This window comes from Variovorax soli (assembly GCF_031454625.1).
GTDB lineage: Bacteria > Pseudomonadota > Gammaproteobacteria > Burkholderiales > Burkholderiaceae_C > Variovorax > Variovorax soli_A.
Window position 1 is genome coordinate 175,853 of the sequence record NZ_JAVDRF010000009.1, and the last position, 21,285, is coordinate 197,137.

The 21,285-nt window shown below is 65.2% G+C and carries 23 protein-coding genes and 2 tRNA genes; 15 read left to right on the forward strand and 10 right to left on the reverse strand.

Annotated features, from left to right (window positions below; translation table 11 throughout):
* Positions 1–20: 20 nt before the first annotated feature.
* A complete protein-coding gene (gene pgsA, locus J2739_RS19900; protein WP_309904786.1) occupies positions 21–587 on the forward strand; it encodes a CDP-diacylglycerol--glycerol-3-phosphate 3-phosphatidyltransferase in 567 nt (188 codons plus the stop codon).
* Between the two features lie 38 nt (positions 588–625).
* Positions 626–1,468 (forward strand): DMT family transporter, encoded by an 843-nt coding sequence (locus J2739_RS19905; RefSeq protein WP_309904787.1) that lies wholly within the window; start codon positions 626–628, stop codon positions 1,466–1,468.
* A gap of 10 nt (positions 1,469–1,478) precedes the next feature.
* Here the strand turns inward: J2739_RS19905 and J2739_RS19910 are convergent, their stop codons facing one another.
* Positions 1,479–2,426: a LysR substrate-binding domain-containing protein gene (locus tag J2739_RS19910; protein WP_309904789.1), complete on the reverse strand. Its 948-nt coding sequence runs from the start codon at positions 2,424–2,426 to the stop codon at positions 1,479–1,481.
* A gap of 74 nt (positions 2,427–2,500) precedes the next feature.
* On the opposite strand from J2739_RS19910, the gene J2739_RS19915 reads away from it, so the two are divergent.
* From J2739_RS19915 to J2739_RS19945, 7 genes are all read left to right on the forward strand, one after another.
* Positions 2,501–3,403, forward strand: coding sequence for an alpha/beta fold hydrolase (locus tag J2739_RS19915; RefSeq protein ID WP_309904790.1), 903 nt, complete (start codon positions 2,501–2,503; stop codon positions 3,401–3,403).
* A complete protein-coding gene (locus J2739_RS19920) occupies positions 3,400–4,485 on the forward strand; it encodes a tartrate dehydrogenase (protein ID WP_309904792.1) in 1,086 nt (361 codons plus the stop codon). The genes J2739_RS19915 and J2739_RS19920 overlap by 4 nt, the downstream gene beginning before the upstream one ends.
* A gap of 240 nt (positions 4,486–4,725) precedes the next feature.
* Positions 4,726–4,998, forward strand: coding sequence for an HU family DNA-binding protein (locus J2739_RS19925; protein ID WP_007830705.1), 273 nt, complete (start codon positions 4,726–4,728; stop codon positions 4,996–4,998).
* Between the two features lie 16 nt (positions 4,999–5,014).
* Positions 5,015–5,090, forward strand: a tRNA-Val gene (locus J2739_RS19930).
* A gap of 62 nt (positions 5,091–5,152) precedes the next feature.
* Positions 5,153–7,081, forward strand: coding sequence for a peptidylprolyl isomerase (locus tag J2739_RS19935; RefSeq protein ID WP_309904794.1), 1,929 nt, complete (start codon positions 5,153–5,155; stop codon positions 7,079–7,081).
* 31 nt (positions 7,082–7,112) lie between these two features.
* Positions 7,113–7,188: transfer RNA gene (locus J2739_RS19940), tRNA-His, on the forward strand.
* A 122-nt stretch (positions 7,189–7,310) separates the two neighbouring features.
* Positions 7,311–7,649, forward strand: coding sequence for an H-NS histone family protein (locus tag J2739_RS19945; RefSeq protein ID WP_309904796.1), 339 nt, complete (start codon positions 7,311–7,313; stop codon positions 7,647–7,649).
* A gap of 63 nt (positions 7,650–7,712) precedes the next feature.
* Here the strand turns inward: J2739_RS19945 and J2739_RS19950 are convergent, their stop codons facing one another.
* Entirely contained in the window at positions 7,713–8,699 is a 987-nt protein-coding gene (locus J2739_RS19950) for an NADPH:quinone oxidoreductase family protein (RefSeq protein ID WP_309904798.1), read from the reverse strand.
* Positions 8,700–8,823: 124 nt separating this feature from the next.
* Between J2739_RS19950 and surE the strand changes: the two genes are divergently transcribed.
* From surE to rlmD, 5 genes are read left to right on the forward strand one after another with little or no spacing between them, the layout of a single operon-like run.
* Complete coding sequence (gene surE / locus J2739_RS19955; protein ID WP_309904800.1) at positions 8,824–9,588, forward strand: 5'/3'-nucleotidase SurE; 765 nt, start codon at positions 8,824–8,826, stop codon at positions 9,586–9,588.
* Between the two features lie 2 nt (positions 9,589–9,590).
* A complete protein-coding gene (locus J2739_RS19960) occupies positions 9,591–10,364 on the forward strand; it encodes a protein-L-isoaspartate(D-aspartate) O-methyltransferase (RefSeq protein ID WP_309904802.1) in 774 nt (257 codons plus the stop codon).
* A gap of 11 nt (positions 10,365–10,375) precedes the next feature.
* Positions 10,376–11,302, forward strand: a complete 927-nt coding sequence (locus J2739_RS19965) for a peptidoglycan DD-metalloendopeptidase family protein (protein WP_309904804.1) — start codon at positions 10,376–10,378, stop codon at positions 11,300–11,302.
* A gap of 8 nt (positions 11,303–11,310) precedes the next feature.
* Complete coding sequence (locus J2739_RS19970) at positions 11,311–12,339, forward strand: sigma-70 family RNA polymerase sigma factor (protein ID WP_309904806.1); 1,029 nt, start codon at positions 11,311–11,313, stop codon at positions 12,337–12,339.
* 43 nt (positions 12,340–12,382) lie between these two features.
* Positions 12,383–13,816: a 23S rRNA (uracil(1939)-C(5))-methyltransferase RlmD gene (rlmD, locus tag J2739_RS19975; protein WP_309904808.1), complete on the forward strand. Its 1,434-nt coding sequence runs from the start codon at positions 12,383–12,385 to the stop codon at positions 13,814–13,816.
* A 41-nt stretch (positions 13,817–13,857) separates the two neighbouring features.
* Here rlmD and J2739_RS19980 read toward each other — a convergent pair whose 3' ends face one another.
* Complete coding sequence (locus tag J2739_RS19980; RefSeq protein WP_309904810.1) at positions 13,858–14,559, reverse strand: Bax inhibitor-1/YccA family protein; 702 nt, start codon at positions 14,557–14,559, stop codon at positions 13,858–13,860.
* A gap of 175 nt (positions 14,560–14,734) precedes the next feature.
* Between J2739_RS19980 and J2739_RS19985 the strand changes: the two genes are divergently transcribed.
* On the forward strand, positions 14,735–15,142 hold the full coding sequence (locus J2739_RS19985; protein ID WP_309904812.1) for a GlcG/HbpS family heme-binding protein: 408 nt from the start codon (positions 14,735–14,737) through the stop codon (positions 15,140–15,142).
* A gap of 180 nt (positions 15,143–15,322) precedes the next feature.
* Here J2739_RS19985 and hemP read toward each other — a convergent pair whose 3' ends face one another.
* From hemP to J2739_RS20020, 7 genes are all read right to left on the reverse strand, one after another.
* Entirely contained in the window at positions 15,323–15,535 is a 213-nt protein-coding gene (hemP, locus tag J2739_RS19990; RefSeq protein WP_309904814.1) for a hemin uptake protein HemP, read from the reverse strand.
* Positions 15,536–15,635: 100 nt separating this feature from the next.
* Entirely contained in the window at positions 15,636–16,049 is a 414-nt protein-coding gene (locus tag J2739_RS19995) for an ExbD/TolR family protein (RefSeq protein WP_309904816.1), read from the reverse strand.
* An 8-nt stretch (positions 16,050–16,057) separates the two neighbouring features.
* Positions 16,058–16,771: a MotA/TolQ/ExbB proton channel family protein gene (locus J2739_RS20000; protein WP_309904818.1), complete on the reverse strand. Its 714-nt coding sequence runs from the start codon at positions 16,769–16,771 to the stop codon at positions 16,058–16,060.
* 18 nt (positions 16,772–16,789) lie between these two features.
* Positions 16,790–17,482, reverse strand: coding sequence for an energy transducer TonB (locus tag J2739_RS20005; RefSeq protein WP_473774983.1), 693 nt, complete (start codon positions 17,480–17,482; stop codon positions 16,790–16,792).
* 104 nt (positions 17,483–17,586) lie between these two features.
* Entirely contained in the window at positions 17,587–17,859 is a 273-nt protein-coding gene (locus tag J2739_RS20010; RefSeq protein WP_309904822.1) for a (2Fe-2S)-binding protein, read from the reverse strand.
* 141 nt (positions 17,860–18,000) lie between these two features.
* A complete protein-coding gene (locus J2739_RS20015) occupies positions 18,001–18,681 on the reverse strand; it encodes a Fe2+-dependent dioxygenase (RefSeq protein WP_309904824.1) in 681 nt (226 codons plus the stop codon).
* Between the two features lie 82 nt (positions 18,682–18,763).
* Positions 18,764–21,121: a catecholate siderophore receptor Fiu gene (locus J2739_RS20020; RefSeq protein ID WP_309904825.1), complete on the reverse strand. Its 2,358-nt coding sequence runs from the start codon at positions 21,119–21,121 to the stop codon at positions 18,764–18,766.
* Positions 21,122–21,285: the final 164 nt, after the last annotated feature.

Below are 21,285 nucleotides of genomic sequence, written 5' to 3' on the forward strand. Positions count from 1 at the left end.
CGAGCCATATACTCGCCGACATGTTCTGGACGCTTCCCACCATCATGACCTGGACGCGCATCGTCGCGATCCCGCTGATCGTGGGGGTGTTCTACCTGCCCGTGAGCGAGTCCATGCGCAACCTCGTGGCCACGGTGCTGTTCATCGTGTTCGCCGCCACCGATTGGCTCGACGGTTTTCTCGCGCGGCGGCTCAACCAGACCTCGGCCTTCGGCGCTTTCCTCGATCCGGTGGCCGACAAGTTCCTGGTGTGCGCGTCGCTCCTGGTGCTGGTGCATCTGAACCGTGCCGACGTGTTCGTGGCGCTCATCATCATCGGCCGCGAGATCGCCATCTCCGCCCTGCGCGAATGGATGGCGCAGATCGGCGCCGGCAAGAGCGTGGCGGTCCACATGATCGGCAAGGTCAAGACCGTGGTGCAGATGGTGGCGATTCCGTTCCTGCTTTTCAACGGCCTCCTGTTCGGGGCCATCGACACCGGCGCCTGGGGACAGTGGCTGATCTGGATCTCGGCAGTGCTCACGGTGTGGTCGATGATCTATTACCTCCAGAAGGCCATACCGGAGATCCGGGCCCGCGCCAAATGAGGGCCGTCGCAATGCCGGCGTCGGGATGGGTGCGGGCCATGCCCGCGGTCTTCGTGCTGATCTGGAGCACCGGCTTCATCGTGGCGCGCTACGGCATGCCCTATGCGCCGCCGCTCAAGTTCCTGTCCGTGCGCTATGCGCTGTCGGTTCTCTGCTTCCTGGCCTGGGTATGGGCCGCGCGCGTGCGCTGGCCGCGCGAGCGCGCGCAGTGGGGGCACCTGGCGGTCACCGGCATCCTGATGCAGGCCGGCTATCTGGGCGGCGTATGGGCGGCGGTTCGGGCCGGCATGGGGTCGGGGCTGATCGCTTTGCTGGTCGGCATCCAGCCCGTGCTCACGGCCATCTGGCTGTCGATGCGCGGCGGTTCGATCTCTCGCCGGCAATGGGCCGGCCTCGCGATGGGTTTCGCTGGGCTGGTGCTGGTGGTGCTGCGCAAGCTCGGGCAGGGCGGCGAGGTGAGTGCGCTGACCATGGGGTTGGCGCTGATGGCGCTCGTTTCCATCACTTCCGGAACGCTATATCAGAAGCGCTTCGTCGCGCCATGCGACGTGCGCATCGCGGGCGCGATCCAGCTGGCCGCCGCATTGCTGGCTACGTTGCCCTTCGCGGCCCTGGAACCGGACAGCATTCAATGGAACCTGCACTCCGGCGGCGCCATGGCCTGGTCGGTGCTGGCGCTGTCACTGGGGGGCAGTTCGCTGCTCTACATGCTGATCCAGCGCGGGACAGCGACGGCGGTGACCAGCCTGCTGTACCTCGTGCCGCCCTGCACGGCGCTGATGGCATGGCTTCTGTTCGCGGAGCCGATCACCGTGCCGACGCTGGTGGGCATCGCCATGACGGCGGTGGGCGTCGGCCTCGTGGTGCGCGGCGACCGCTGAATGAGCCCGCTCAGCGGGTGCGGCGTGCGGCGGGCTTCCACGGCTCGCCGCGAAAGCCGTCGAGCAGGAAGTCGAGCAGCGCGCGTACGCGCCTCGGCGTCTTGGGGCGCCAGGGGGCGACCCATTGGATGTCGGCATCCGGCATCGCGTACTGCGGCAGCAACTGCACCAGCTCGCCGGACGCAAGCTGCGGCGCGATGTCCCACAGGCTTCGCAGCATGACGCCGTGGCCGGCCAGGCACCAGTCGCGTACCAGCTCTCCCGAATTGCTGGCGAGCGGGCCGCGCACGCGCACCCTCGCGATGCTGCCGTCCCTGGCGTTGCGCAGCGACCAGAGCGTGGCATCGCGATCGCCGGCCTCGCCGCCGTTCTCGCGCGCCACCAGGCAATCGTGCGTTGCCAGCGCGGCAAGGTCCGCAGGCCGCCCGCGTCGCGCGAGGTAGCCGGGTGCAGCTGCGAGCACGCGCTGGTTGCGTGCGATCCGGCGCGTGACCCAGTCCTTCGCATGGTGGCGCTGCACCGGCCACAGCCAGATGGCGCCGTCGTAGCCGCCCGCGCCGAGCTCGGGCAATTGCTCGGTCAGCTGCAGTTGGATCTGCAGTGCGGGGTGGCGCGCCTGGAAACTCGCCAACGCCGGGCCCAGCCAGCGCCGGCCGAAGCCGAAGGTCGCGGCCAGGCGGATCGACCCCGCCAGTTCGTTCTGCCGCTCGCCGAGCTCGTTCTCGAGAGCCGCGAAGCCTTGCAGCAGGGCTTGGGCATGCAGGCACACTGTTTCGCCTTCGGCGGTGGCGCTGAGCCGGCGCGTGGTGCGATCGAACAGGCGCTGCCCGAGCCGTGCCTCGAGCGCACTCAGGCGCTTGGTGACGACGGAGGGCACGACGTCCAGCACGGCGGCCGCCCCGGCGAGGCTGCCGCGCTCGCGGATGGCCGTCACGAGTTCGAGGTCTGCGCGATCCATTGCTGCCATGATGGAAAGTATCAATTGGCCGATTGTTGCTTGCTCCGGTTCGCGACGCAACGCACAATTCCGCCGTGTTCACCGACTTCAGCAGCTTCGACCTTTCGCGCGACGGCGTCCGTGTGCATGGCCGTGTCGGCGGGCAGGGCGCGCCACTGCTTCTTCTGCACGGCCACCCGCAGACGCATGCCATCTGGCATCGCACCGCACCGGCGCTGGCGCAGCACTTCACGGTGGTCGCTGTCGATCTGCGCGGCTATGGCGATTCAGGGCGCCCGCAAGCCGATGCGCAGCACGTGCGCTACAGCAAGCGCGAGATGGCGCTCGATGCCCTGGCCGCCATGCATCACCACGGCTTCGACCGCTTCGGCGTGCTCGCGCATGACCGCGGCGCCCGCGTGGCCCATCGGTTGGCGATGGATCATCCCTCGGCCGTCGAGCGCCTCATGTTGCTGGACATCGCGCCCACGCTCGCGATGTATCAGAAGACCACGGAAGCCTTCGCGCGCGCCTACTGGCACTGGTTCTTCCTGATCCAGCCGCCGCCCTTGCCCGAGGCTCTCATCGAAGCCGACCCGGTCCGCTACGTGCGAAGCGTCATGGGCGCTCGCCATGCGGGGCTGGCACCCTTCGCCCCCGAAGCAATGGCCGAGTACGAACGCTGTATCGCGATCGAAGGCACCGCGCAAGGCGTGTGCGAGGACTACCGCGCATCGGCGACCGTCGACCTCGAGCACGATCGCTCCGACGTCGCCGCCGGCCGCAAGCTTGCCCAGCCGCTGCGCGTGCTGTGGGGCGAGCACGGTGTGGTGGGCCGCTGCTTCGACGTGCTCGCGCTGTGGCGCGAGCGCGCCCTCCAGGTCTCGGGCGGCACGCTGCCCTGCGGCCACTACATTCCCGAAGAGGCGCCGCGCGAGCTGCTGGCAGAGGCGCTGCCTTTCTTTCTCCAGCGCACAGACCCAGGACAGAGACCATGAGCAAGCACCGCATCGCAGTCATCGCAGGCGACGGCATCGGCAAGGAAACCATGCCGGAGGGGCTGCGGGTCCTCGATGCCGCCGCGCGCAAGTTCGGCATTGACCTGCATTTCGATCATTTCGATTTTTCCAGCTGGGACTATTGCGAGAAGCACGGCAAGATGCTGCCGGACGACTGGAAGGATCAGATCGGCGGCCACGACGCGATCTACTTCGGCGCCGTCGGCTGGCCCGAGAAGATTCCCGACCACGTGTCGCTCTGGGGTTCGCTGCTGTTGTTCCGCCGAGAATTCGATCAGTACATCAACCTGCGGCCGGCGCGCCTGATGCCCGGCATCATCGCGCCGGTGGTGCGGCGCGACGGCACACCGCGGCAGCCCGGCGAGATCGACATGTACATCGTGCGCGAGAACACCGAAGGCGAGTACTCGAGCATCGGCGGGCGCATGTACGAGGGCACGGCACGCGAAATCGTCATCCAGGAGACGGTGATGTCGCGCATCGGCGTGGACCGTGTCCTCAAGTTCGCATTCGAGCTGGCACAGTCGCGGCCGAAGAAGCACCTGACGAGCGCGACCAAGTCCAACGGCATCTCGATCACGATGCCGTACTGGGACGAGCGCGTGGCGGAGATGGCGAAGCGTTATCCCGGCGTCAAGCTCGACAAGTTCCACATCGACATCCTGACCGCGCACTTCGTGCAGCGCCCCGATTTCTTCGACGTGGTGGTGGCGAGCAACCTGTTCGGCGATATCCTGTCCGACCTCGGCCCGGCCTGCACCGGCACCATCGGCATCGCGCCGAGTGCCAACCTCAACCCTGACCGCATCACGCCATCGCTGTTCGAGCCGGTGCATGGTTCGGCACCCGACATCGCGGGCAAGGGCATCGCCAACCCCATCGGCCAGATCTGGTGCGGCGCGATGATGCTGGAGTTCCTGGGCCACAAGAATGCGCATGATGCGATCCTGGCTGCGATCGAGCAGGTCCTGGCGCCGGCGAGCGGCGCGCCGCGCACGCCGGACATCGGCGGTAGCGCGAACACGGCCGACGTGGGCCGTGCGATCGCACAGGCGCTTTGACTGCCGGCGCCTGAAAAGGACCGGCGCGAAACGCCACTAGAATCGCGGTCCTCGCTGGATTGCACTGAGGGATGTCGTATTGACACCCCGTGGACCAGTGGTTGTAATCCTTCTCGGCAGTGCGCTGCCGCGCGACAGAACTGCCATCCTTCTTTCTTAAACGAACCCCGTGGCTTCGTCACGGGGCCGGCACCGCTTCTGACGCTACCTGATCAACTAATTTTCCTGCAAGGGGTCCTTGTGAACAAAACCGAACTGATTGAGCACATCGCAAAAAACGCCGATATCTCCAAGGCCGCGGCCACGCGTGCACTGGAGTCGACCATCGGCGCCATTCGTACCACGCTCAAGAAGGGCGGCTCGGTCTCGCTCGTCGGTTTCGGTACTTTCGCTGTGGGTAAACGCGCTGCGCGCACGGGCCGTAATCCGCGCACCGGCGACGCGATTAAAATCAAGGCCGCCAAGATCCCGAAGTTCCGCCCCGGCAAGGCGCTGAAAGATGCGCTGAACTGATGGACGAAACCCGGTTGGGTGCTTAGCTCAGCTGGTAGAGCGGCGCCCTTACAAGGCGTAGGTCGGGGGTTCGAACCCCTCAGCACCCACCAACCGATGCAAAGGCGAACAGACAGTTCGCCTTTTTTGTTTTTCGCTACAGAGACTCCCATCCATGTTCGATTTCATCCGACAGCACAACAAAGCCCTGATGGTCGTCTTGTTCCTGTTGATCGTGCCGTCTTTCGTGGTGGTCGGCGTGCTGGATCGCTACCGGGCTTCCGGCGACAAGGGCGAGAAGGTCGCCAGCGTGGCCGGCGAGAGCATTCGCCGGCCTGAATGGGACGCACAGCACCGCAATGACATCGATCGCATCCGCCAGCAAAGGCCCGACGTGGACGCGGCGATGTTCGATACCGACGCGGAGCGCTTTGCGACCCTGGAGCGCATGGTGCGCGACCGCGTGCTCGCGGCCGCCGCGGCCCAGGACCACTTCGTGATGACGGAGCAGCGGCAGCTGGAGATCTTCCAGAACGATCCGAGTCTGGCCAGCTTCGTGGTCGTCAAGGATGGCAAGCGCCAGTTCGACCGCGAACTGTTCCTGCGCGCCACGGGCATGACACCCGAGCAGCACCAGGCTGCGCTTGCGGCGCAGACGGTGCGCCAGCAGGTCTTGAAGGGCATTGCGGACACTGCCTTTGCGTCGCCGGCGCAGGCCGCGGTTGCGCTCAACGCCTTCTATGACCGGCGCGAGATCCAGGTCGCGCGTTTCTCCCCCGGCGATTTCGCGACGAAGGTCAATGTGAGCGATGCGGACCTGGAGGGCTATTACAAGCAGCACCTTGCGCAGTTCCAGGTGCCGGAGCAGGCGAGCATCGAATATGTCGTGTTGGACCTCGAGGCTGCCAAGAAGAACATCGCCGTCAGCGAGGCCGACTTGCGGACCTATTACGAACAGAATAGCGGGCGCTTCGGAACGAAGGAGGAGCGGCGTGCCAGCCATATCCTGATCAGCGCACCCTCGGGCGCCCCTGCCGCGGAGCGTGAAAAGGCGCGCGCGAAGGCCCAGCAATTGCTGGCCGAGATCAAGAAGGCGCCGGGCAGTTTCGCCGACCTCGCGCGCAAGAATTCGCAGGACCCAGGCTCGGCGGAGAAGGGAGGCGATCTCGACTTCGTGACGCGCGGCGCGATGGTGAAGCCGTTCGAGGATGCGATGTTCGCGCTCAAGAAGGGCGAGATCAGCGACGTCGTCGAGACCGAATTCGGCTACCACATCATTCAGCTCAACGACATCAGGCCGGCCGTGGTGCCGCCTTTCGAGCAGGTGCGCGCGAAGGTCGAGGACGAGGTCCGCAGCCAACAGGCGACGCAGGAGTTCGCCAAGGCGGCGGAGACCTTCACCGATGCCGTCTATCAGCAGCCCGACAGCCTGAAGCCCGCGGCCGACAAGCTCAAGCTCACGATCCGGACTGCCGACAAGGTGGGGCGCACGCCGACGCCTGGGGCGACGGGTGTCCTGGCCAGCCGCAATTTTCTGAACGCCTTGTTTGCCGCCGATTCGCTCGAGCGCAAGCACAACACGGAGGCCATCGAAATCGGACCCAACCAGCTCGCATCGGGCAGGGTGACGCAATACAGCCCGGCAAGGGCGCAGCCCCTCGAGGAGGTCAAGGAAAAAGTTCGCGCGCAGCTCGTCGCCGAGCGCGCGGCAGCGCTTGCCAAGACCGAGGGCGAGACCAAGCTCACGGAATGGCAATCGAACGCCGCGGGCGCGAACTTCGGCGCGGCGGTGACGGTTTCCCGCCTCGACGCGCAGTCCCAGCCGACGCCAATCATCGAGAGTGCACTGCGCGCCGACCCGGCCAAGCTGCCGTCGCTGGTGGGGGTGGATCTGGGTGCGCAGGGCTATGCCGTCGTTCGTGTCAATAAGGCCGTCCCGCGCACGCCGCCTTCGCCCGAGGTGGCGCAGCAGGAGGCCCAGCAAGTCGCCATGGCCACGGCGGCGGCGGAGGCCGCTGCCTACTACGAGCTGCTGAAGAGCCGCTTCAAGGCCGAGATCCTGGTGCCGAGACCGGTGGATGGCGGCATCGTCGCCGGGCGGTAGGTTTTTTCCGGCTACAATTGCGGGCTCTGCGGTGGCTGTAGCTCAGTTGGTAGAGTCCCAGATTGTGATTCTGGTCGTCGTGGGTTCGAGTCCCATCAGCCACCCCAAACGCCTCAGATGAAAAAAGCGCCGGTCATTGGACCGGCGCTTTTTTTTGGGCGACAAACGCTTGCGGCAATTCGGACTTGAATTAGAATTCGCACTTCCTAATTCGGAGGAACCTTCACCGATGGCCTCAACACTTGCCGACATCAATTCCCAGATCAAGAAGCACGACGAGCAGATTGCGCAATTGCGCAAGCAAGCCGAGGAACTGCGCAATCAGGAGCGCGCGGGCGTCGTCGAGGAGTTGCGCAAAAAGATCGCAGAGTACGGCCTGACTGCGGCTGATTTGAAGCTCACGTCGCGCAGCAGCAGACGGGCAGCGCCCGCAGTCGCGGCAAAGTCCGCTGCAAAGTACCGCAGCCCGACCGGCGAAACATGGTCCGGTGGACGCGGCCGCAAGCCGCGCTGGATCACCGAGGCCCTGGCCGCCGGCAAATCGCTGTCCGACTTCGAGATCCGCTAGGTCTTTGTCCCCGCCATAGAAAAAGCCCGCGTCGCGGGCTTTTTCTATGGCAGCCATCGACCCTCAGTTGACCATGACGAGCTTGCCCTTGACGTTACGTGATCCCATGTGTGCATAGGCGGCCTTGAGCTCTGCCATGGGCATGGTCCGATCAATCACCGGCTTGATCTTGCCTTGCCCATACCACTTCGCCAATTCGGCCATCATCTGCGCATTGGCCTTGGGTTCGCGTTTGGCGAAATCGCCCCAGAAGACGCCGACCAGCGATGCACCTTTGAGCAGCATCAAATTGAGCGGCAGCGAGGGAATCGGACCTGAGGCGAAGCCCACGACCAGATAGCGGCCCCGCCAAGCAATGGAGCGGAATGCGGGCTCCGCGAATTCTCCGCCCACCGGGTCGTAAATCACGTCGGGACCTTTGCCGTCCGTGGCAGCCTTCACGGCATCTCTAAAGCCATTGGGAAGTGCCTGGGTGGTGTAGTTGATGGTGATGTCCGCGCCGATGGATTTACACAGCTCGCATTTCTCGTCTGTCGATGCTGCGGCAATGACCTTGGCGCCTGCGGCTTTGGCGATCTGGATGGCAGCGGTGCCGACGCCGCCGGCGGCGCCAAGCACCAGCACTGTTTCCCCGCCCTTGAGTTGCGCGCGATCCATCAGCGCATGCCAGGAGGTCGCGTAGATCATGATGAAGGCGGCTGCATCGACATAGCCGAAGCCCTCGGGCAGGGGCATGCAGAGTGCAGCAGGCGCGAGGGTGTGAGTTCCGAAGCCACCGGTCCCCGACAAGCATGCGACGTTCTGGCCGACGCGCAATTGGGTGACGCCTTCGCCGACGGCCGAGACCACGCCGGCGTATTCGGACCCCGGCACGAAAGGCAGCGGCGGCTTGATCTGGTATTTGTTCTGCACGATCAGGAGGTCGGGAAAGTTCAGGCTGGCCGCCTTGATCTCGATCAGCACCTGACCCGGACCGGGCGTGGGGGTCGGCAGTTCTTTCCAGGTCAGCGCGTCGACGCCGGTCGGGTTTTCGCAGAGCCATGCGTGCATGCTCGTGTCTCCTTGGGTGAATATGGGGCAACCGAATCCGGGCCATGATAGGCCGGGAGCCCTGCCAGGCAATGTCCCTGCCGTGACGCGCTCGCCGCCTACAATCGCGCGCACTACCAACGCCATGAAGATACTGATTTCGAACGACGATGGCTTCCAGGCTCCCGGCATCGTTGCGCTGCACGATGCGCTCAAGGAGGTGGCGGAAGTCGAAGTGGTCGCGCCCGAGCACAACAACAGCGCCAAGTCGAATGCGCTCACGCTCGCGGCGCCGCTGTATGTGCACAAGGCACACAACGGCTTTCGCTATGTGACCGGCACACCCGCGGATTGCGTGCACATCGCGCTCAAGGGGCTGCTCGACTACCGGCCCGACCTCGTGGTCTCCGGCATCAACAACGGCGCCAACATGGGGGACGACACGATCTATTCAGGCACCGTCGGCGCGGCCATGGAAGCGTACCTTTTCGGCATTCCCGCGATCGCCTTCTCGCAGATCGAGAAGGGCTGGGCCCATGTCGATGCTGCGGCGCGCGCGGCGCGACGGCTGGTCGAGCAGATCGAGCGTGAGCGCATGCTGGCCGGGCCTGCCTTCCTGCTCAACGTCAACGTGCCGAACCTGCCCTTCGAGGAGCTCAAGCCGATCAAGGTCTGCAGGCTGGGACGCCGCCATGCCGCTGAAAAGGTCATCATGCAGGAAAGCCCGCGCGGCGAAACCATGTACTGGATCGCCGGAGCGGGCAGCGCCAAGGACAGCGGCGAGGGCACCGACTTCCACGCGACGGCCGCCGGCCACATCGCACTGACGCCTCTGCAGATCGATCTGACCGACCACGCGCACCTCGAGCATTGGCGCGAGACTGTGGCGCGGCTGGGCGAGCGCGCCTGACTATGGCGAGCCAACGGCCCGGGTTTCCCGTGCGGCTCACCCCCACCGCCTCCGCGGCGACACGCGGACGGAGCTCGGCCGTTCCTGCGAAGCCGCTCGTTCATCACACGCCGTCGATGGCCTCCGATGCGGTGCGCGCGCGCATGGTGCAGCGGCTCGCCGCACAAGGCATTGCAGACGCGCGCGTGCTGCGAGCCATGAGCACGGTCGAGCGTCATCGCTTCGTCGATAGCGCCTTGGTCAACCAGGCCTACGAAGACACGAGCCTGCCTATCGGACTCGGCCAAACCATCTCGAAGCCCAGCGTGGTGGCGCGAATGACCGAACTGCTGCTCGGCGCACCCGCCTTGGCGAACAAGCCTGGGGATCGCCTGGGACGCGTGCTCGAGATCGGCACGGGTTGTGGCTACCAGGCCGCCGTGCTGAGCCACGTCGCGGCGGAGGTTTACAGCATCGAACGCCTGCGCGGCCTGCACGAACGAGCGCGCACGCATTTGCGCCCGTTCCGCCTGGCCACCGTGCACTTGCTGCTCGGCGACGGCATGGTGGGCTATGCGAAGGGTGCACCCTATGCCGGCATCATCGCCGCCGCCGGGGGCGATGCGGTGCCGGAAGCGTGGCTCCAGCAGCTCGCCGTGGGCGGCCGCATCGTTGCGCCGACACAGGCGTCGACCGGCGGACAGGCGCTCGTCGTGATCGACAAGACAGCGCGCGGACTGGAGCGCCGCGTTCTTGAGGCGGTCCACTTTGTCCCCCTAAAATCGGGAATTGCTTGAAGGAAGAACACATGCAGGGTATTGGCAATCGGGGCTGGCTTGCTGGCGTGACGCTGCTGGTCGCACTCTTGATTGCGGGGTGTGCCGCGAAGCGCGGGCCTGTTCTGGTCGAGGACCGCGGCACGATGATCGGTGCGCCGGCTGTTGCGCCGGTCGCGCCGGGGATGCCTCCCATCACCACCGATGCATCGGGCAAGCCGCTGCCTGGCATCGAGAACTATGGCAAGCCCGGCTACTACGCCGTGCGTCCCGGCGACACCATTCGCCGCATCGGCACGGAGACGGGCCAGAACTGGCGCGATATCGCGCGCTGGAACAATCTCGAGAACCCGGACCTGATCGAAGTGGGGCAGGTGCTGCGCGTGATCCCGCCTGCGGGCGCGGCCGCAACTGCGGCAGTGCCGCCTGCGTCCGCCGCCACCGATCCGGCGCGGACCGCTGCGGGAGCAAGCGGGGCTTCCGCCGCTGCGGCGCCGGCTCCCGCGACGGCTGCGAGCGCGGCCGCCAAACCCACGCCATCCATCGTCACGGCGTCGCCTGCGACACCGGCCGCGACCGCATCGGGCGACGAAGACGTGGGCTGGATCTGGCCTGCCCAGGGCTCGCTGATCGCCGGCTTCGACGACGCCAAGAACAAGGGCCTCGACATCGGCGGCAAGGCCGGCGACTCGGTGCTCGCTGCGGCCGATGGGCGTGTCGTCTACGCCGGTGCAGGCCTGCGCGGCTACGGCAACCTGATCATCCTCAAGCACAACAACACCTACCTCACCGCCTACGCTCACAACCGGACGTTGCTGGTGAAGGAAGACCAGTCGGTGCAGAAGGGACAGAAGATCGCCGAGATGGGCAACAGCGACGCGGACCGCGTGAAGCTGCATTTCGAGATCCGCCGCCAGGGCAAGCCTGTCGATCCGGCGCGCTATCTGCCCGCCCGCTAGGATCATGCATGGCCACCTCTCGCCTTCGTCGCGCTCAGATCGTGCGGCGCGCGGCGGGCAACGGCGGCGCAGTGCCCTTCGTCGCCTTCGGGCCAGCTGTTCCTGCAGACGAAGCGGCCGAGCTTGCAGGTGAGGCGGCACAAGAAAATTCGCGCGATGTCGCGCCGCTCGAAGTGGGCGGCGAGGGCGGCGATTCGCTGACCCTGTACCTGCGCGAGATCCGGCGCACGGAGCTGTTCACGCCTGACGAGGAATACCGTACGGCCTGCGCTGCGCGTGGAGGGGATTTTTCGGCGCGCCAGTCGATGATCGAGCACAACCTGCGGCTCGTGGTGAACATTGCCAAAGGCTATCTCGGCCGCGGCGTGCCGCTGGCGGACCTGATCGAAGAGGGCAACCTCGGCCTGATGCACGCGATCAACAAGTTCGAGCCTGAACGCGGCTTTCGCTTCTCGACGTACGCCACATGGTGGATCCGCCAATCGATCGAACGCGCGGCGATGATGCAGGGGCGTGCGATCCGCCTGCCAGTCCACGTGGTGCGCGAGCTGCAGCAAGTGATTCGCGCGCGGCGCACGCTGGAGGGCGATGCCGAGTTCGTCGCACAGCGACCTGACGGCGTGCGGGTGGAAGACGTGGCGGCGCTGCTGGGCCGCGAGGTGCAGGCGGTGGCCGATCTGATGGCTTTGGCCGAGGCCCCGCGTTCGCTCGATGCCGGTAGCGAACGCAGCGAGGACAGCTTCAGCCTGGCCGATACCGTGGCCTCCGAGGATGAGCGCAGCGACCCGACGGGGACCACTCAGACGCACGAAGTCGAGAAGCTCCTCGACCAGTGGATCCTCGCACTGAGCGATCGCGAACGCGAGGTGCTGGAAGGGCGCTACGGTTTGCATGACCGCGATCCGGAGACCCTGGAAGTGCTGAGCGTGCGCCTGGGCCTCACGCGCGAGCGCGTGCGGCAGATCCAGAACGAGGCCCTCGCCAAGATGCGGCGCCAGCTCGCGCGCGCGGGCGTGCAGCGCGACTCGCTCCTGTAGGCCCTTCGTCCGGGCGGCGATGCGGCCCTGAGACAATCCATGCATGACGGAATCGACAGGAAGCAAAGAGGCGCAGCAGGCCCACGATGAATGGCTGCAGGTCGAGTCGCTCGACCTCGACGCGCAGGGCGTCGCTCACAGGGAGAGCGGCATGGTGGTCTTCATCGAGGGCGCGCTGCCCTTCGAGGAAGTACAGCTCAAGGTGCAGCGCAGGAAGAACAATTGGGAGCAGGGCACCGTGACCTCGATCCGCCGCGAGTCCTCGCAGCGCGTGCGTCCCGGCTGTCCGCATTTCGGATTGCACCCCGGCGCCTGCGGCGGCTGCAAGATGCAGCACCTCGACACCGCGGCGCAGGTGGCGGTCAAGCAGCGTGCCCTCGAGGACAACCTGTGGCATCTGGGCAAGGTGCGGCCCGAGAACATGCTGCGGCCGCTCGAAGGGCCGGCCTGGCACTACCGGTATCGCGCCCGGCTGTCGGTGCGCCATGTGCTCAAGAAGGGCACGGTGCTGATCGGTTTCCACGAACGCAAGAGCCGCTATCTCGCCGACATGCAGGTGTGCCCGGTGCTGCCGGCGCGCGTCAGCGCCATGCTCATGCCGCTGCGCGAGCTCGTCGGATCGATGGACGCGCGCGACACCTGCCCGCAGATCGAATTGGCCTGCGGCGATGCACCCGACGGCACCGGACTCGGCGTGATCGCGCTGGTGCTGCGGCACCTGGAGCCGTTGTCTGCAGCGGACATCGCGCGCCTCAAGGCCTTCGCGGCGGTGAACGAGGGCGTGCAGTGGTGGCTGCAGCCGAAGGGGCCTGAGACCGTGCGGCTGCTGGAACCTGGCGGGCCGGCGCTGGCGTACCACTTGCCGGAATTCGGTGTCACGATGCCTTTCAAGCCGACCGACTTCACGCAGGTCAATGCATACATCAATCGCGTGCTCGTCAGCCGCGCCTTGCGCTTGCTCGACGTGCGGGCAGAGGAGCGTGTCATCGACTGGTTCTGCGGCCTTGGCAATTTCACGCTCCCGCTCGCGACCCGAGGGCGGGAAGTGCTTGGCATCGAAGGCAGCGATGCGCTGGTGGCCAGGGCCACGGAGAACCTGCTGAGAAACCAGGCCCCGACCTCTGTGCGAGGGGCGCTGGCCCCTACACGCTTCGTCGCGCGCAATCTGTTCGAGATGACTCCAGCGATGCTGGTCGCCGATGGCGCCGCGGACAAATGGCTGGTCGATCCGCCGCGGGAAGGCGCCTTCGCGCTGGCCAAGGCCCTGGCCGACCTCCATCAGCAGGAAGATCTGCCCAGGGATGGCTGGTCGCCGCCGAAACGGATCGTCTACGTGAGCTGCAATCCGTCGACGCTGGCGCGCGACGCCGGCCTGCTGGTGCACCAGGCGGGGTATCGCTGCACCTTGGCCGGCGTGGTCAACATGTTTCCGCACACGGCGCATGTCGAGTCGATCGCGGTTTTCGAACGGGCATGAAAAAGGGCCCGAAGGCCCTTTTCCGAGTGGCGGAAGGGTGCTCAGTCGCGCTCGCCGCCGAAGATGCCCAGAAGGGCCAGCAGGCTCTGGAACACGTTGAACATGTCCAGGTAGAGCGCCAGCGTGGCGCTGATGTAGTTGGTCTCGCCGCCGTCCATGATCTGCTTGAGGTCATAGAGCATGAAGGCCGAGAAGATACCGATCGCGGCGACTGAGATCGCGAGCATGCCTGCGCTGGAGCCCACGAAGACGTTGATGATGGCGCCGATCATCAGCGCCAATGCGCCGACGAACAGCCACTTGCCCATGCCGGAGAGGTCGCGCTTGATGACGGTGGCTAGCGAGGCCATCACGAAGAATACGCCGGCAGTACCGCCGAAGGCGGTCATGATGAGCTCCGAGCCGTTCTTGAAGCCCAGCACCATCGCGATCAATCGCGACAGCATGAGGCCCATGAAGAAGGTGAAGCCCAGCAACACCGGAACGCCGGCCGCCGAGTTCTTGGTCTTTTCGACGGCGAACATGAAGGCGAAGGCGCCGCCCAGGAACACCATGAGGCCGATGCCGCCGCTCAGCGAGCGGGTGATGCCGGTGGCGACGCCCAGCCAGGCGCCCAGCACGGTGGGCAGCAGGCTCAGGGCGAGCAGCCAGTAAGTGTTGCGCAGTACGCGATGGCGCTCTGCTTGCGGCAGCGCCTGGCCGTAGCCGACGGAAGTGGCAAGGGTGTTGACGCGGTCGTTCATTGCTGAAACTCCTGATGTTGGCTGCAACGCAGCAGTTGGGGTCATTCTAGGGGGCTGCAAGTGGCGGCCTCGGAAAAGACCCCCCTCCGCATGGCGCTAAGGCACACCCTTGTTTCGCAGGCATTCGATCAGGCACGGGCGCTATGCTCGGCACTTGCTCACTTTTTGCAAGACCATGAAGACCAAGTCATATCTCGAACTCGCCGACGTGAAGGCGATCGCCGGGGCGGCCGAAGCCGAAGCTCTCAAGAACAATTGGGCCGTGACCATTGCCATCGCCGACGACGCCGGCAACCTGCTGTGGCTGCAGCGGCTGGATGGTGCCGCGGCCATCTCGTCGCATATTGCGCCCGCCAAGGCTCGCACAGCTGCCATGGGGCGGCGCGAGAGCAAGGTCTACGAGGACATGGTCAATGGGGGCAGGACCTCCTTCCTGTCCGCGCCCGGGATCGATGGCTTGCTCGAGGGCGGCGTGCCGATCGTCAAGGAAGGTCAGGTGATCGGTGCAGTCGGCGTCAGCGGTGTCAAGTCCAACGAGGACGCCCAGATCGCCAGGGCAGGCATCGCCGCGCTCGGTCTCTGATCGGAAGCACCCAGGCAAAAACGCCGACCTCCGGGTCGGCGTTTTTCTTGAGCGTTCAAGATGGGAAAAAAAGCTTGGCTAGTCGGCGAAGAGCCGTTGGCTAGCAAAAAACGACCCTTTGGAGATCAGATCTCCTCGAGTCGCCCCACGATGAAACTTGCGCAGATGGCAGATTGAACCCTACTTGGTGAGGATCAGTTTGCCCAGTTTGGTGGCTTGCAGCCGGTACAACGATCCGTTGTGCAGGATGCCCACGATCTTGCCGCCCTTGAGAAGCTCTGCACTCTCGAGCAGGGCGGCGGGCCGCGTGTTCTCGCTGCTCGCGCGGCCACCACCGGCTTGGTCGAGCGAGGGATGGCTCAGGCTACTGAACGAGTTGGGCAGAGCTTGCATCGAAGATCCCTTTATCTGAACGATGTAGTAATGATAATTATTCTCAACAAAAAGTCAATCGCCAGGATTGTTTTTCCCATACGCACTTTGCAGACCGTCCCTACTTCGGTTCAGGCTCGGTGATGAAACCGATCTTGCGAACGCCCGTCTCGCGGGCCGCCGACATGACCTTCGCCACGCGCTCGTAGCGCACTGCCTTGTCGCCGCGGATGTGCAATTCGGGCTGCGGGTCCTTGGCGGCCTCGACGGCCAGCCGGGTGTTCATTTCGCTGTCGTCGATCCGCTGCTCGTTCCAGTAGTAGCTGCCATCGGCCGAAACCGTGAACACGATGTTTTGTGGTTTGGTCTGCTCGGGTTCGCTGCTTGCACGCGGGAGGTCGATGTTCACGGCATGCTTCATCACCGGCACCGTGATGATGAAGATGATGAGGAGCACCAGCATGACGTCGACCAGCGGCGTCATGTTGATCTCGTTCATGACCTCGTCCGGCTCGTCCTGGGTTCCGAAAGCCATGGGATTCCTCAGCCTTTCTTGAGCGGGACGACGGTGGCTTCGACGCTGCTTTGCACGCGGGCGCCCGTCACGAAGTAGGCATGCAGATCATGCGCGAAGCTGTTGAGCTTGGTCAGCACGAACTTGTTGCCGCGCACCAGCGCGTTGTAGCCGAGCACGGCAGGTATGGCGACTGCCAGGCCCAGCGCCGTCATGATCAGCGCTTCGCCGATCGGCCCAGCCACCTTGTCGATGGTCGCCTGGCCGGCCGAGCCGATGCTCATCAGAGCGTGATAAATGCCCCACACCGTGCCGAACAGCCCGATGAAGGGCGCCGTCGACCCGACGGAAGCCAGGATCGCGAGGCCGGTCTGCAGCCGGGCCGTGAATTCGTCGATACCGTTGCGCAGCGCGCGGGTGATCCAGTCGCTCACGTCGAGCGCATCGTGCAGATGCGCCTTGGTATTGCGATGATGGGCGGCCGCCTCGCGGCCCTCCAGTGCCAGCGCGCGAAAGGGGTTGCTGTCGTCCTTGCCGAGCTTGTTCAGCGCGGTGGCAAAGTCCTCGCTGTGCCAGAAGTCCTGGGAATGCTTGGCGAGGCGCTTGTACCGGATGATGTCCAACGCCTTGATCAGGATCACGATCCACGATGCAAGCGACATGCCGATCAGAAGCAAGGCCACGGCGCGGGTGACGAAGTCGCCCTGATTCCAGACATTCATCAGGCCAAAGTGGGAATCCATAAACGCTCCAAGGGAAAATTAGTTCAGTACGAAATTGACCGGAGCGTCGTAGGACATCGTTTGCGCGACACCGTCGACCTTGCCGGGTGAAAAGCGGCATCTCAGCATGGCCTCTCTTGCGGCCTCGTCCAGCCGATCAAAGCCGCTCGATCTGCCGATGGTGACCTGCTTCGGCGAACCATCCGCGCCCACGACGACCTTGACGATCACCTTGCCCTGCTCGCCCAGGCGCTTGCTCATGCTGGGATACACGGGCTTGCAACTCTGCGCATAGTCAGCGTCCGTGCTGGGCAATTGCACAGCAGGCGGCGCGGGCGGAGCAGGCGGCGGCGCCGGGGGTGCGGGAGGCGCCGGGGGTGCGATGGGTGCAGGAGGCGGGGGCGGCTCCGCCGTCGCCACGGGCGCGTTCGGTGCCGGTGTTGGTTTGGGCTCGCGGATGGCTTGCGGACGTGGCGGAGGGGGTGCCTTGGTGATCTGGGGTTTGGCTGGCGGGGGCGGCGGCGGCGGGGGCGGCTCCTGGGGCTTGGGCGGCTCGATGAATTCGCTCAGGATCTGCACCGGGACGACTACCTCGGCCGCGCGTCGCAGCAGGCCGCTTTGCAGGGCCCAGAGCGCGGCGACGTGAAAGAGCACCACGCCGCTGGCAATCAGCGCGTTGCGCGAGAGGCCCAGAACGGAAGGAGGCGGCGGGGAGAAGCGGTCAGACACGATTGAACATTGGACTGCCGGACGCTATCGAAGGTGCCGGATGCGGCAAACCGCTCGCTGTTATCTATGCAGGAAAAAAACCCACCAGGCCGAGGCCGTGACGATGATCAGGCTGATGCCGAGTGCCGAGAAGAGTTCCATGCCCTGCTTTCCGTGATGGCGCTGGCGAGCTGGATCGAACTCGGCTCCGATTCGCGGCTCAGCGCAGCGGTCGGATGGGAGGCGCTGCACTGCGCGACGACGTCGCGCGCGCAGCTCTCGCATTGGCCGCACTGGGTGGCGACGCCGAGTTCGAATTGCACTTCATCGAACGTCATTCCCGCGCGCACGTGGCGCGCGATTTCGCGGTCTGACACTCGGCGACATACGCAAACGATCATGGCGGTGGACGGAAGTCTGGCTGGCGGGTGATTAGGAGCCTCATTATAAATACGAATTCCTCGCATTTGCAATAACTATGAGCATCGTAGGGCGCGCAGCCCCGGAGCCGCCCGTTCGCCCGCCCCGTCCGGCCGCCCGGCTCAAACTTCGGCCCAGAGGCGCAGCAAGTTGTGGTAGTGGCCCGTGAGCGCCACGGTCTCCTCGCACTCACCGATTCGTGCGCGCAGCTTGAGGATGGTTTGGTCGAGTTCGAACAGCATGGCTCGCCGCCCATCGTCGCGCACCATGCTTTGGACCCAGAAGAATGCGCAGGTGCGCGCGCCACGCGTCACAGGGTGCACACGGTGCAGGCTGCTCGAGGGATAGAGGATCAGGTCGCCGGCGGGTAGCTTGACCTCATGAGCACCGTACGTATCGACCACTTCCAGCTCGCCGCCGTCATAGGCGTCCGGTTCACATAGGAAGAGGGTGCAGGAGAGATCGGTGCGCAACTGCTCGCCCGTGCCGGGCACGGAGCGCACCGACCCATCGACATGGAGGCCATACTGTTCGCCTCCTTCGTAGCGGTTGAACAGCGGCGGTACGAAGCGCAGCGGCAGCGCGGCCGAGAAGAAGAGGGAGTTTCGTGCCAGCGCCTGCAGAATCGTCCTGCCGAGTTTGCGCCCGACTGCGGAGTGCTCCGGCAATTGCCGGTTGCGCTTCACCTGCGCACCTTGCTCGCCGACGGTTTCGCGGCCGTCGACCCAGTCGGTGACGTCGAGCGCCGCGCGGATGTCGCGCACCTGCTGGGCGCTGAGGACATTGGGCACATGCAGCATCATCTTGTGGAGAGCGCTCTCATGAAAGAAGCCACGGCAAGCCGTGGCCCGAGTGTCGCATCGCGCGGGCGCGACGCGACGCTCTTCAGAATGTGAAATTGGCCGTGATCCGCCCAGAACGCGGAATGCCCGGCGAGTAACGATAGCCGCTCTTGTTGATCGCCGCGACGTACGCCTCGTCGAACAGGTTGTAGATGTTCAGCTGGATCTCGACGTTCTTGCTGACGCGATAGGAGGCCATCGCGTCGAACACCCAGTACGCCTCGGCGAAGGCCGGGGTACCCACAGCGGCGTCGAAGCCCTTGGTCATCTTGCCGTTGTAGCGTGCACCACCGCCGACCGTCAGGCCGAAGGGGAACTGGTAGGTCGTCCACGCCGTGAACGCCTGCTTCGGCGTATAGGCGAGAACCGTGATGCGATCTTGCGAATTGGTTGCGCCGTCGACCTTGGTGTTCATGGTCGTGAAGCCCGCGCTCACGCCCCAGTTGTCTGTGATTGCACCCGCCGCGCCCAGCTCGATGCCTTGCACGCGCTTCTTGCCCACCTGGGTGAAAACGGCTGCGTTGGTCGGATCCTGGACGACTTCGTTGCTCACCTGCGTGCGGTAGAGCGCCGCGTTCAGCGCGAGGCGTTTGTTCAGCACGTCCCACTTGGTGCCCACTTCATAAGTCTTGGCCTTCTGCGGCAGGAAGTCGGTGCGGCCGGCACTGTTGCTTGCACCGGCTGCGGCCAGTGCAAAGTTGGCCCCCCCCGGGGGCTGTGCGGCTGTCCCGTAAGCGGCGTAGAAGCTGCCGTTCTGGGCCGGCTTGTAGACGACGCCGAGCTTGCCCGTCAACAGCCCGTCCGACACCGACAGTTGATTCGATGTGATCGAACGCGACGGCAGAGTCAACACGGTGGAGTTGAAGTCGGTGCTGTAGTGGTCGTATCGCAGGCCGCCCGTGATCTGCCATTGCTCGTTGAGCTTGAGGGTGTCGAACGCATACAGGCCGATGGTGTCGGTCCGGCCATTGGAGCCCGTGCCGTTGCGCAGCCGGTTGTAGCCCACGACGTCCCGGTTCGGGTTATAGAGGCTTGCATCCGGCCAGGAACCGGCAGGCGCGAAGGTCGTGTTGACGCGAGCGAAGCCCGGGGCGAAGAAGTTGAGATTGTTCTGTTCTTCCCGCAGCAGTTCGAGACCCGCGCTGATCGAGTGGCCGATGCCGCCCGTATCGAGCTTCGCGGTCACGTTGGTCTGGTTCACGAAGATCCTGTTTTCCTGGTCCTTGTTGGTCGGCAGGTTGCGCCGAAAGGTCCAGGTGTTGGGCAGGCTGGGGTTCGGCGTGGCGAGGAAGCCCGAATTGTCCGCAGGCATGCTCCCGTTGGCTGCAAGGCCGCCCGGCAGGAACGATGTGAGCATGTAGTCCTGCGCGGTCCGTCCGATGCGGGTGGTATTGCGCAGCGTGACGTCCGGCGAAATGTCGCGCTCGACACGGGCGGTGAACATTTCCGAGGTCACGTGGTCGAAGTCCGAGCGCGTGCCATAGAAGTTGCTCGGATCGACGGGCGATGCGAAGTCCAGGAATGTGCGGCGGCGCGCGCCGAGGGCGAGCGCGTCCGGGTTCGAGTAGCCCGGCAAACCAATGGTCGGAACGCCGCCATCCGGAACGTTGTCCTGCTTGACATGCACGTAGTCGAGGAAGATGCGCGTCGGCGTGTTCAGGCCGATGGCCAGCGACGGCGCGACGGCCCAGCGCTTGTTCTTGACGAAGTCGCGGCCGGCAACGCCGCCGTCCTGCGCCACCGCGTTGAGCCTGAAGGCCGTGCCGGAGCCGTCCGCGCCGCTGATCGTCTTGTTCCAGTCGATGCTGGTGCGCGCGTAGTCGGCGCTGCCGAAGCTCACGGAGCCGGCGAAGCTGTCTTCGAGGCGCGGCTTCTTGGTGATGAGATTGATGTAGCCGGTGGGCGCGGTACGTCCCACGTCAGTGCTGGCCGGGCCCTTGACCACCTCGACCTGCTCGACGTTGAACACATCGCGCGAGACAGAGCCGAGGTCGCGGATGCCGTCCACGAAGATGCTGCTCGAGGTGTCGAAGCCGCGCATGAAGATCGTGTCGCCGGTGCTGGTGTTGCCGTTCTCGCCGAGAAAGAAGGTACCGGCGCCCGGGATGTTGCGCAGCGCTTCGGTCAAGGTGGTGGCGCCTTGTTCGCGGATGATCTGCTCGCGCACGACTGAGATGGTCTGTGGCGTGTCGACCAGCGGTGCGGTGAACTTCGGGTTGGCCGAGGTGTCGGCCTTGTAGTCGGCCGAAGCGCCCTCGACACGCACTTCCTTGAGGGTGCTGGTGCTCGTCTGCGCCGAGGCCGGTAACGCGCTCAGCGCGAAAAGCGTTGCAGCCGCAGCGCTGCCGAGGGGCGGCAATGCACGGGCGACGGCGTGCTTGCGGCTTTTGATGTAGGCCATGAAGGGCTCTCCGAAAAGGCTGATGTGAGAACTCGACTGGCTGGTCGCGCCGGACGTTCAGGTCGGGCGGGGATTGGCTGGGTGAGTTGAGTCGCGAACAGGGCGAGATCGGCTCGGATGATAATGAATCTCAATACCCTTGTTACCATTTACAAGTCCTGCCT

Bases quoted from the DNA above. Each gene is read 5' to 3' on its own strand.
- pgsA (WP_309904786.1), top strand. From the start codon at position 21: ATGTTCTGGACGCTTCCCACCATCATGACCTGGACGCGCATCGTCGCG.
- J2739_RS19905 (WP_309904787.1), top strand. From the start codon at position 626: ATGCCCGCGGTCTTCGTGCTGATCTGGAGCACCGGCTTCATCGTGGCG.
- J2739_RS19910 (WP_309904789.1), bottom strand. From the start codon at position 2,426: ATGGATCGCGCAGACCTCGAACTCGTGACGGCCATCCGCGAGCGCGGC.
- J2739_RS19920 (WP_309904792.1), top strand. From the start codon at position 3,400: ATGAGCAAGCACCGCATCGCAGTCATCGCAGGCGACGGCATCGGCAAG.
- J2739_RS19935 (WP_309904794.1), top strand. From the start codon at position 5,153: ATGTTCGATTTCATCCGACAGCACAACAAAGCCCTGATGGTCGTCTTG.
- J2739_RS19945 (WP_309904796.1), top strand. From the start codon at position 7,311: ATGGCCTCAACACTTGCCGACATCAATTCCCAGATCAAGAAGCACGAC.
- J2739_RS19950 (WP_309904798.1), bottom strand. From the start codon at position 8,699: ATGCACGCATGGCTCTGCGAAAACCCGACCGGCGTCGACGCGCTGACC.
- surE (WP_309904800.1), top strand. From the start codon at position 8,824: ATGAAGATACTGATTTCGAACGACGATGGCTTCCAGGCTCCCGGCATC.
- J2739_RS19960 (WP_309904802.1), top strand. From the start codon at position 9,591: ATGGCGAGCCAACGGCCCGGGTTTCCCGTGCGGCTCACCCCCACCGCC.
- J2739_RS19965 (WP_309904804.1), top strand. From the start codon at position 10,376: ATGCAGGGTATTGGCAATCGGGGCTGGCTTGCTGGCGTGACGCTGCTG.
- J2739_RS19970 (WP_309904806.1), top strand. From the start codon at position 11,311: ATGGCCACCTCTCGCCTTCGTCGCGCTCAGATCGTGCGGCGCGCGGCG.
- rlmD (WP_309904808.1), top strand. From the start codon at position 12,383: ATGACGGAATCGACAGGAAGCAAAGAGGCGCAGCAGGCCCACGATGAA.
- J2739_RS19980 (WP_309904810.1), bottom strand. From the start codon at position 14,559: ATGAACGACCGCGTCAACACCCTTGCCACTTCCGTCGGCTACGGCCAG.
- J2739_RS19985 (WP_309904812.1), top strand. From the start codon at position 14,735: ATGAAGACCAAGTCATATCTCGAACTCGCCGACGTGAAGGCGATCGCC.
- hemP (WP_309904814.1), bottom strand. From the start codon at position 15,535: ATGCAAGCTCTGCCCAACTCGTTCAGTAGCCTGAGCCATCCCTCGCTC.
- J2739_RS19995 (WP_309904816.1), bottom strand. From the start codon at position 16,049: ATGGCTTTCGGAACCCAGGACGAGCCGGACGAGGTCATGAACGAGATC.
- J2739_RS20000 (WP_309904818.1), bottom strand. From the start codon at position 16,771: ATGGATTCCCACTTTGGCCTGATGAATGTCTGGAATCAGGGCGACTTC.
- J2739_RS20010 (WP_309904822.1), bottom strand. From the start codon at position 17,859: ATGATCGTTTGCGTATGTCGCCGAGTGTCAGACCGCGAAATCGCGCGC.
- J2739_RS20015 (WP_309904824.1), bottom strand. From the start codon at position 18,681: ATGATGCTGCATGTGCCCAATGTCCTCAGCGCCCAGCAGGTGCGCGAC.
- J2739_RS20020 (WP_309904825.1), bottom strand. From the start codon at position 21,121: ATGGCCTACATCAAAAGCCGCAAGCACGCCGTCGCCCGTGCATTGCCG.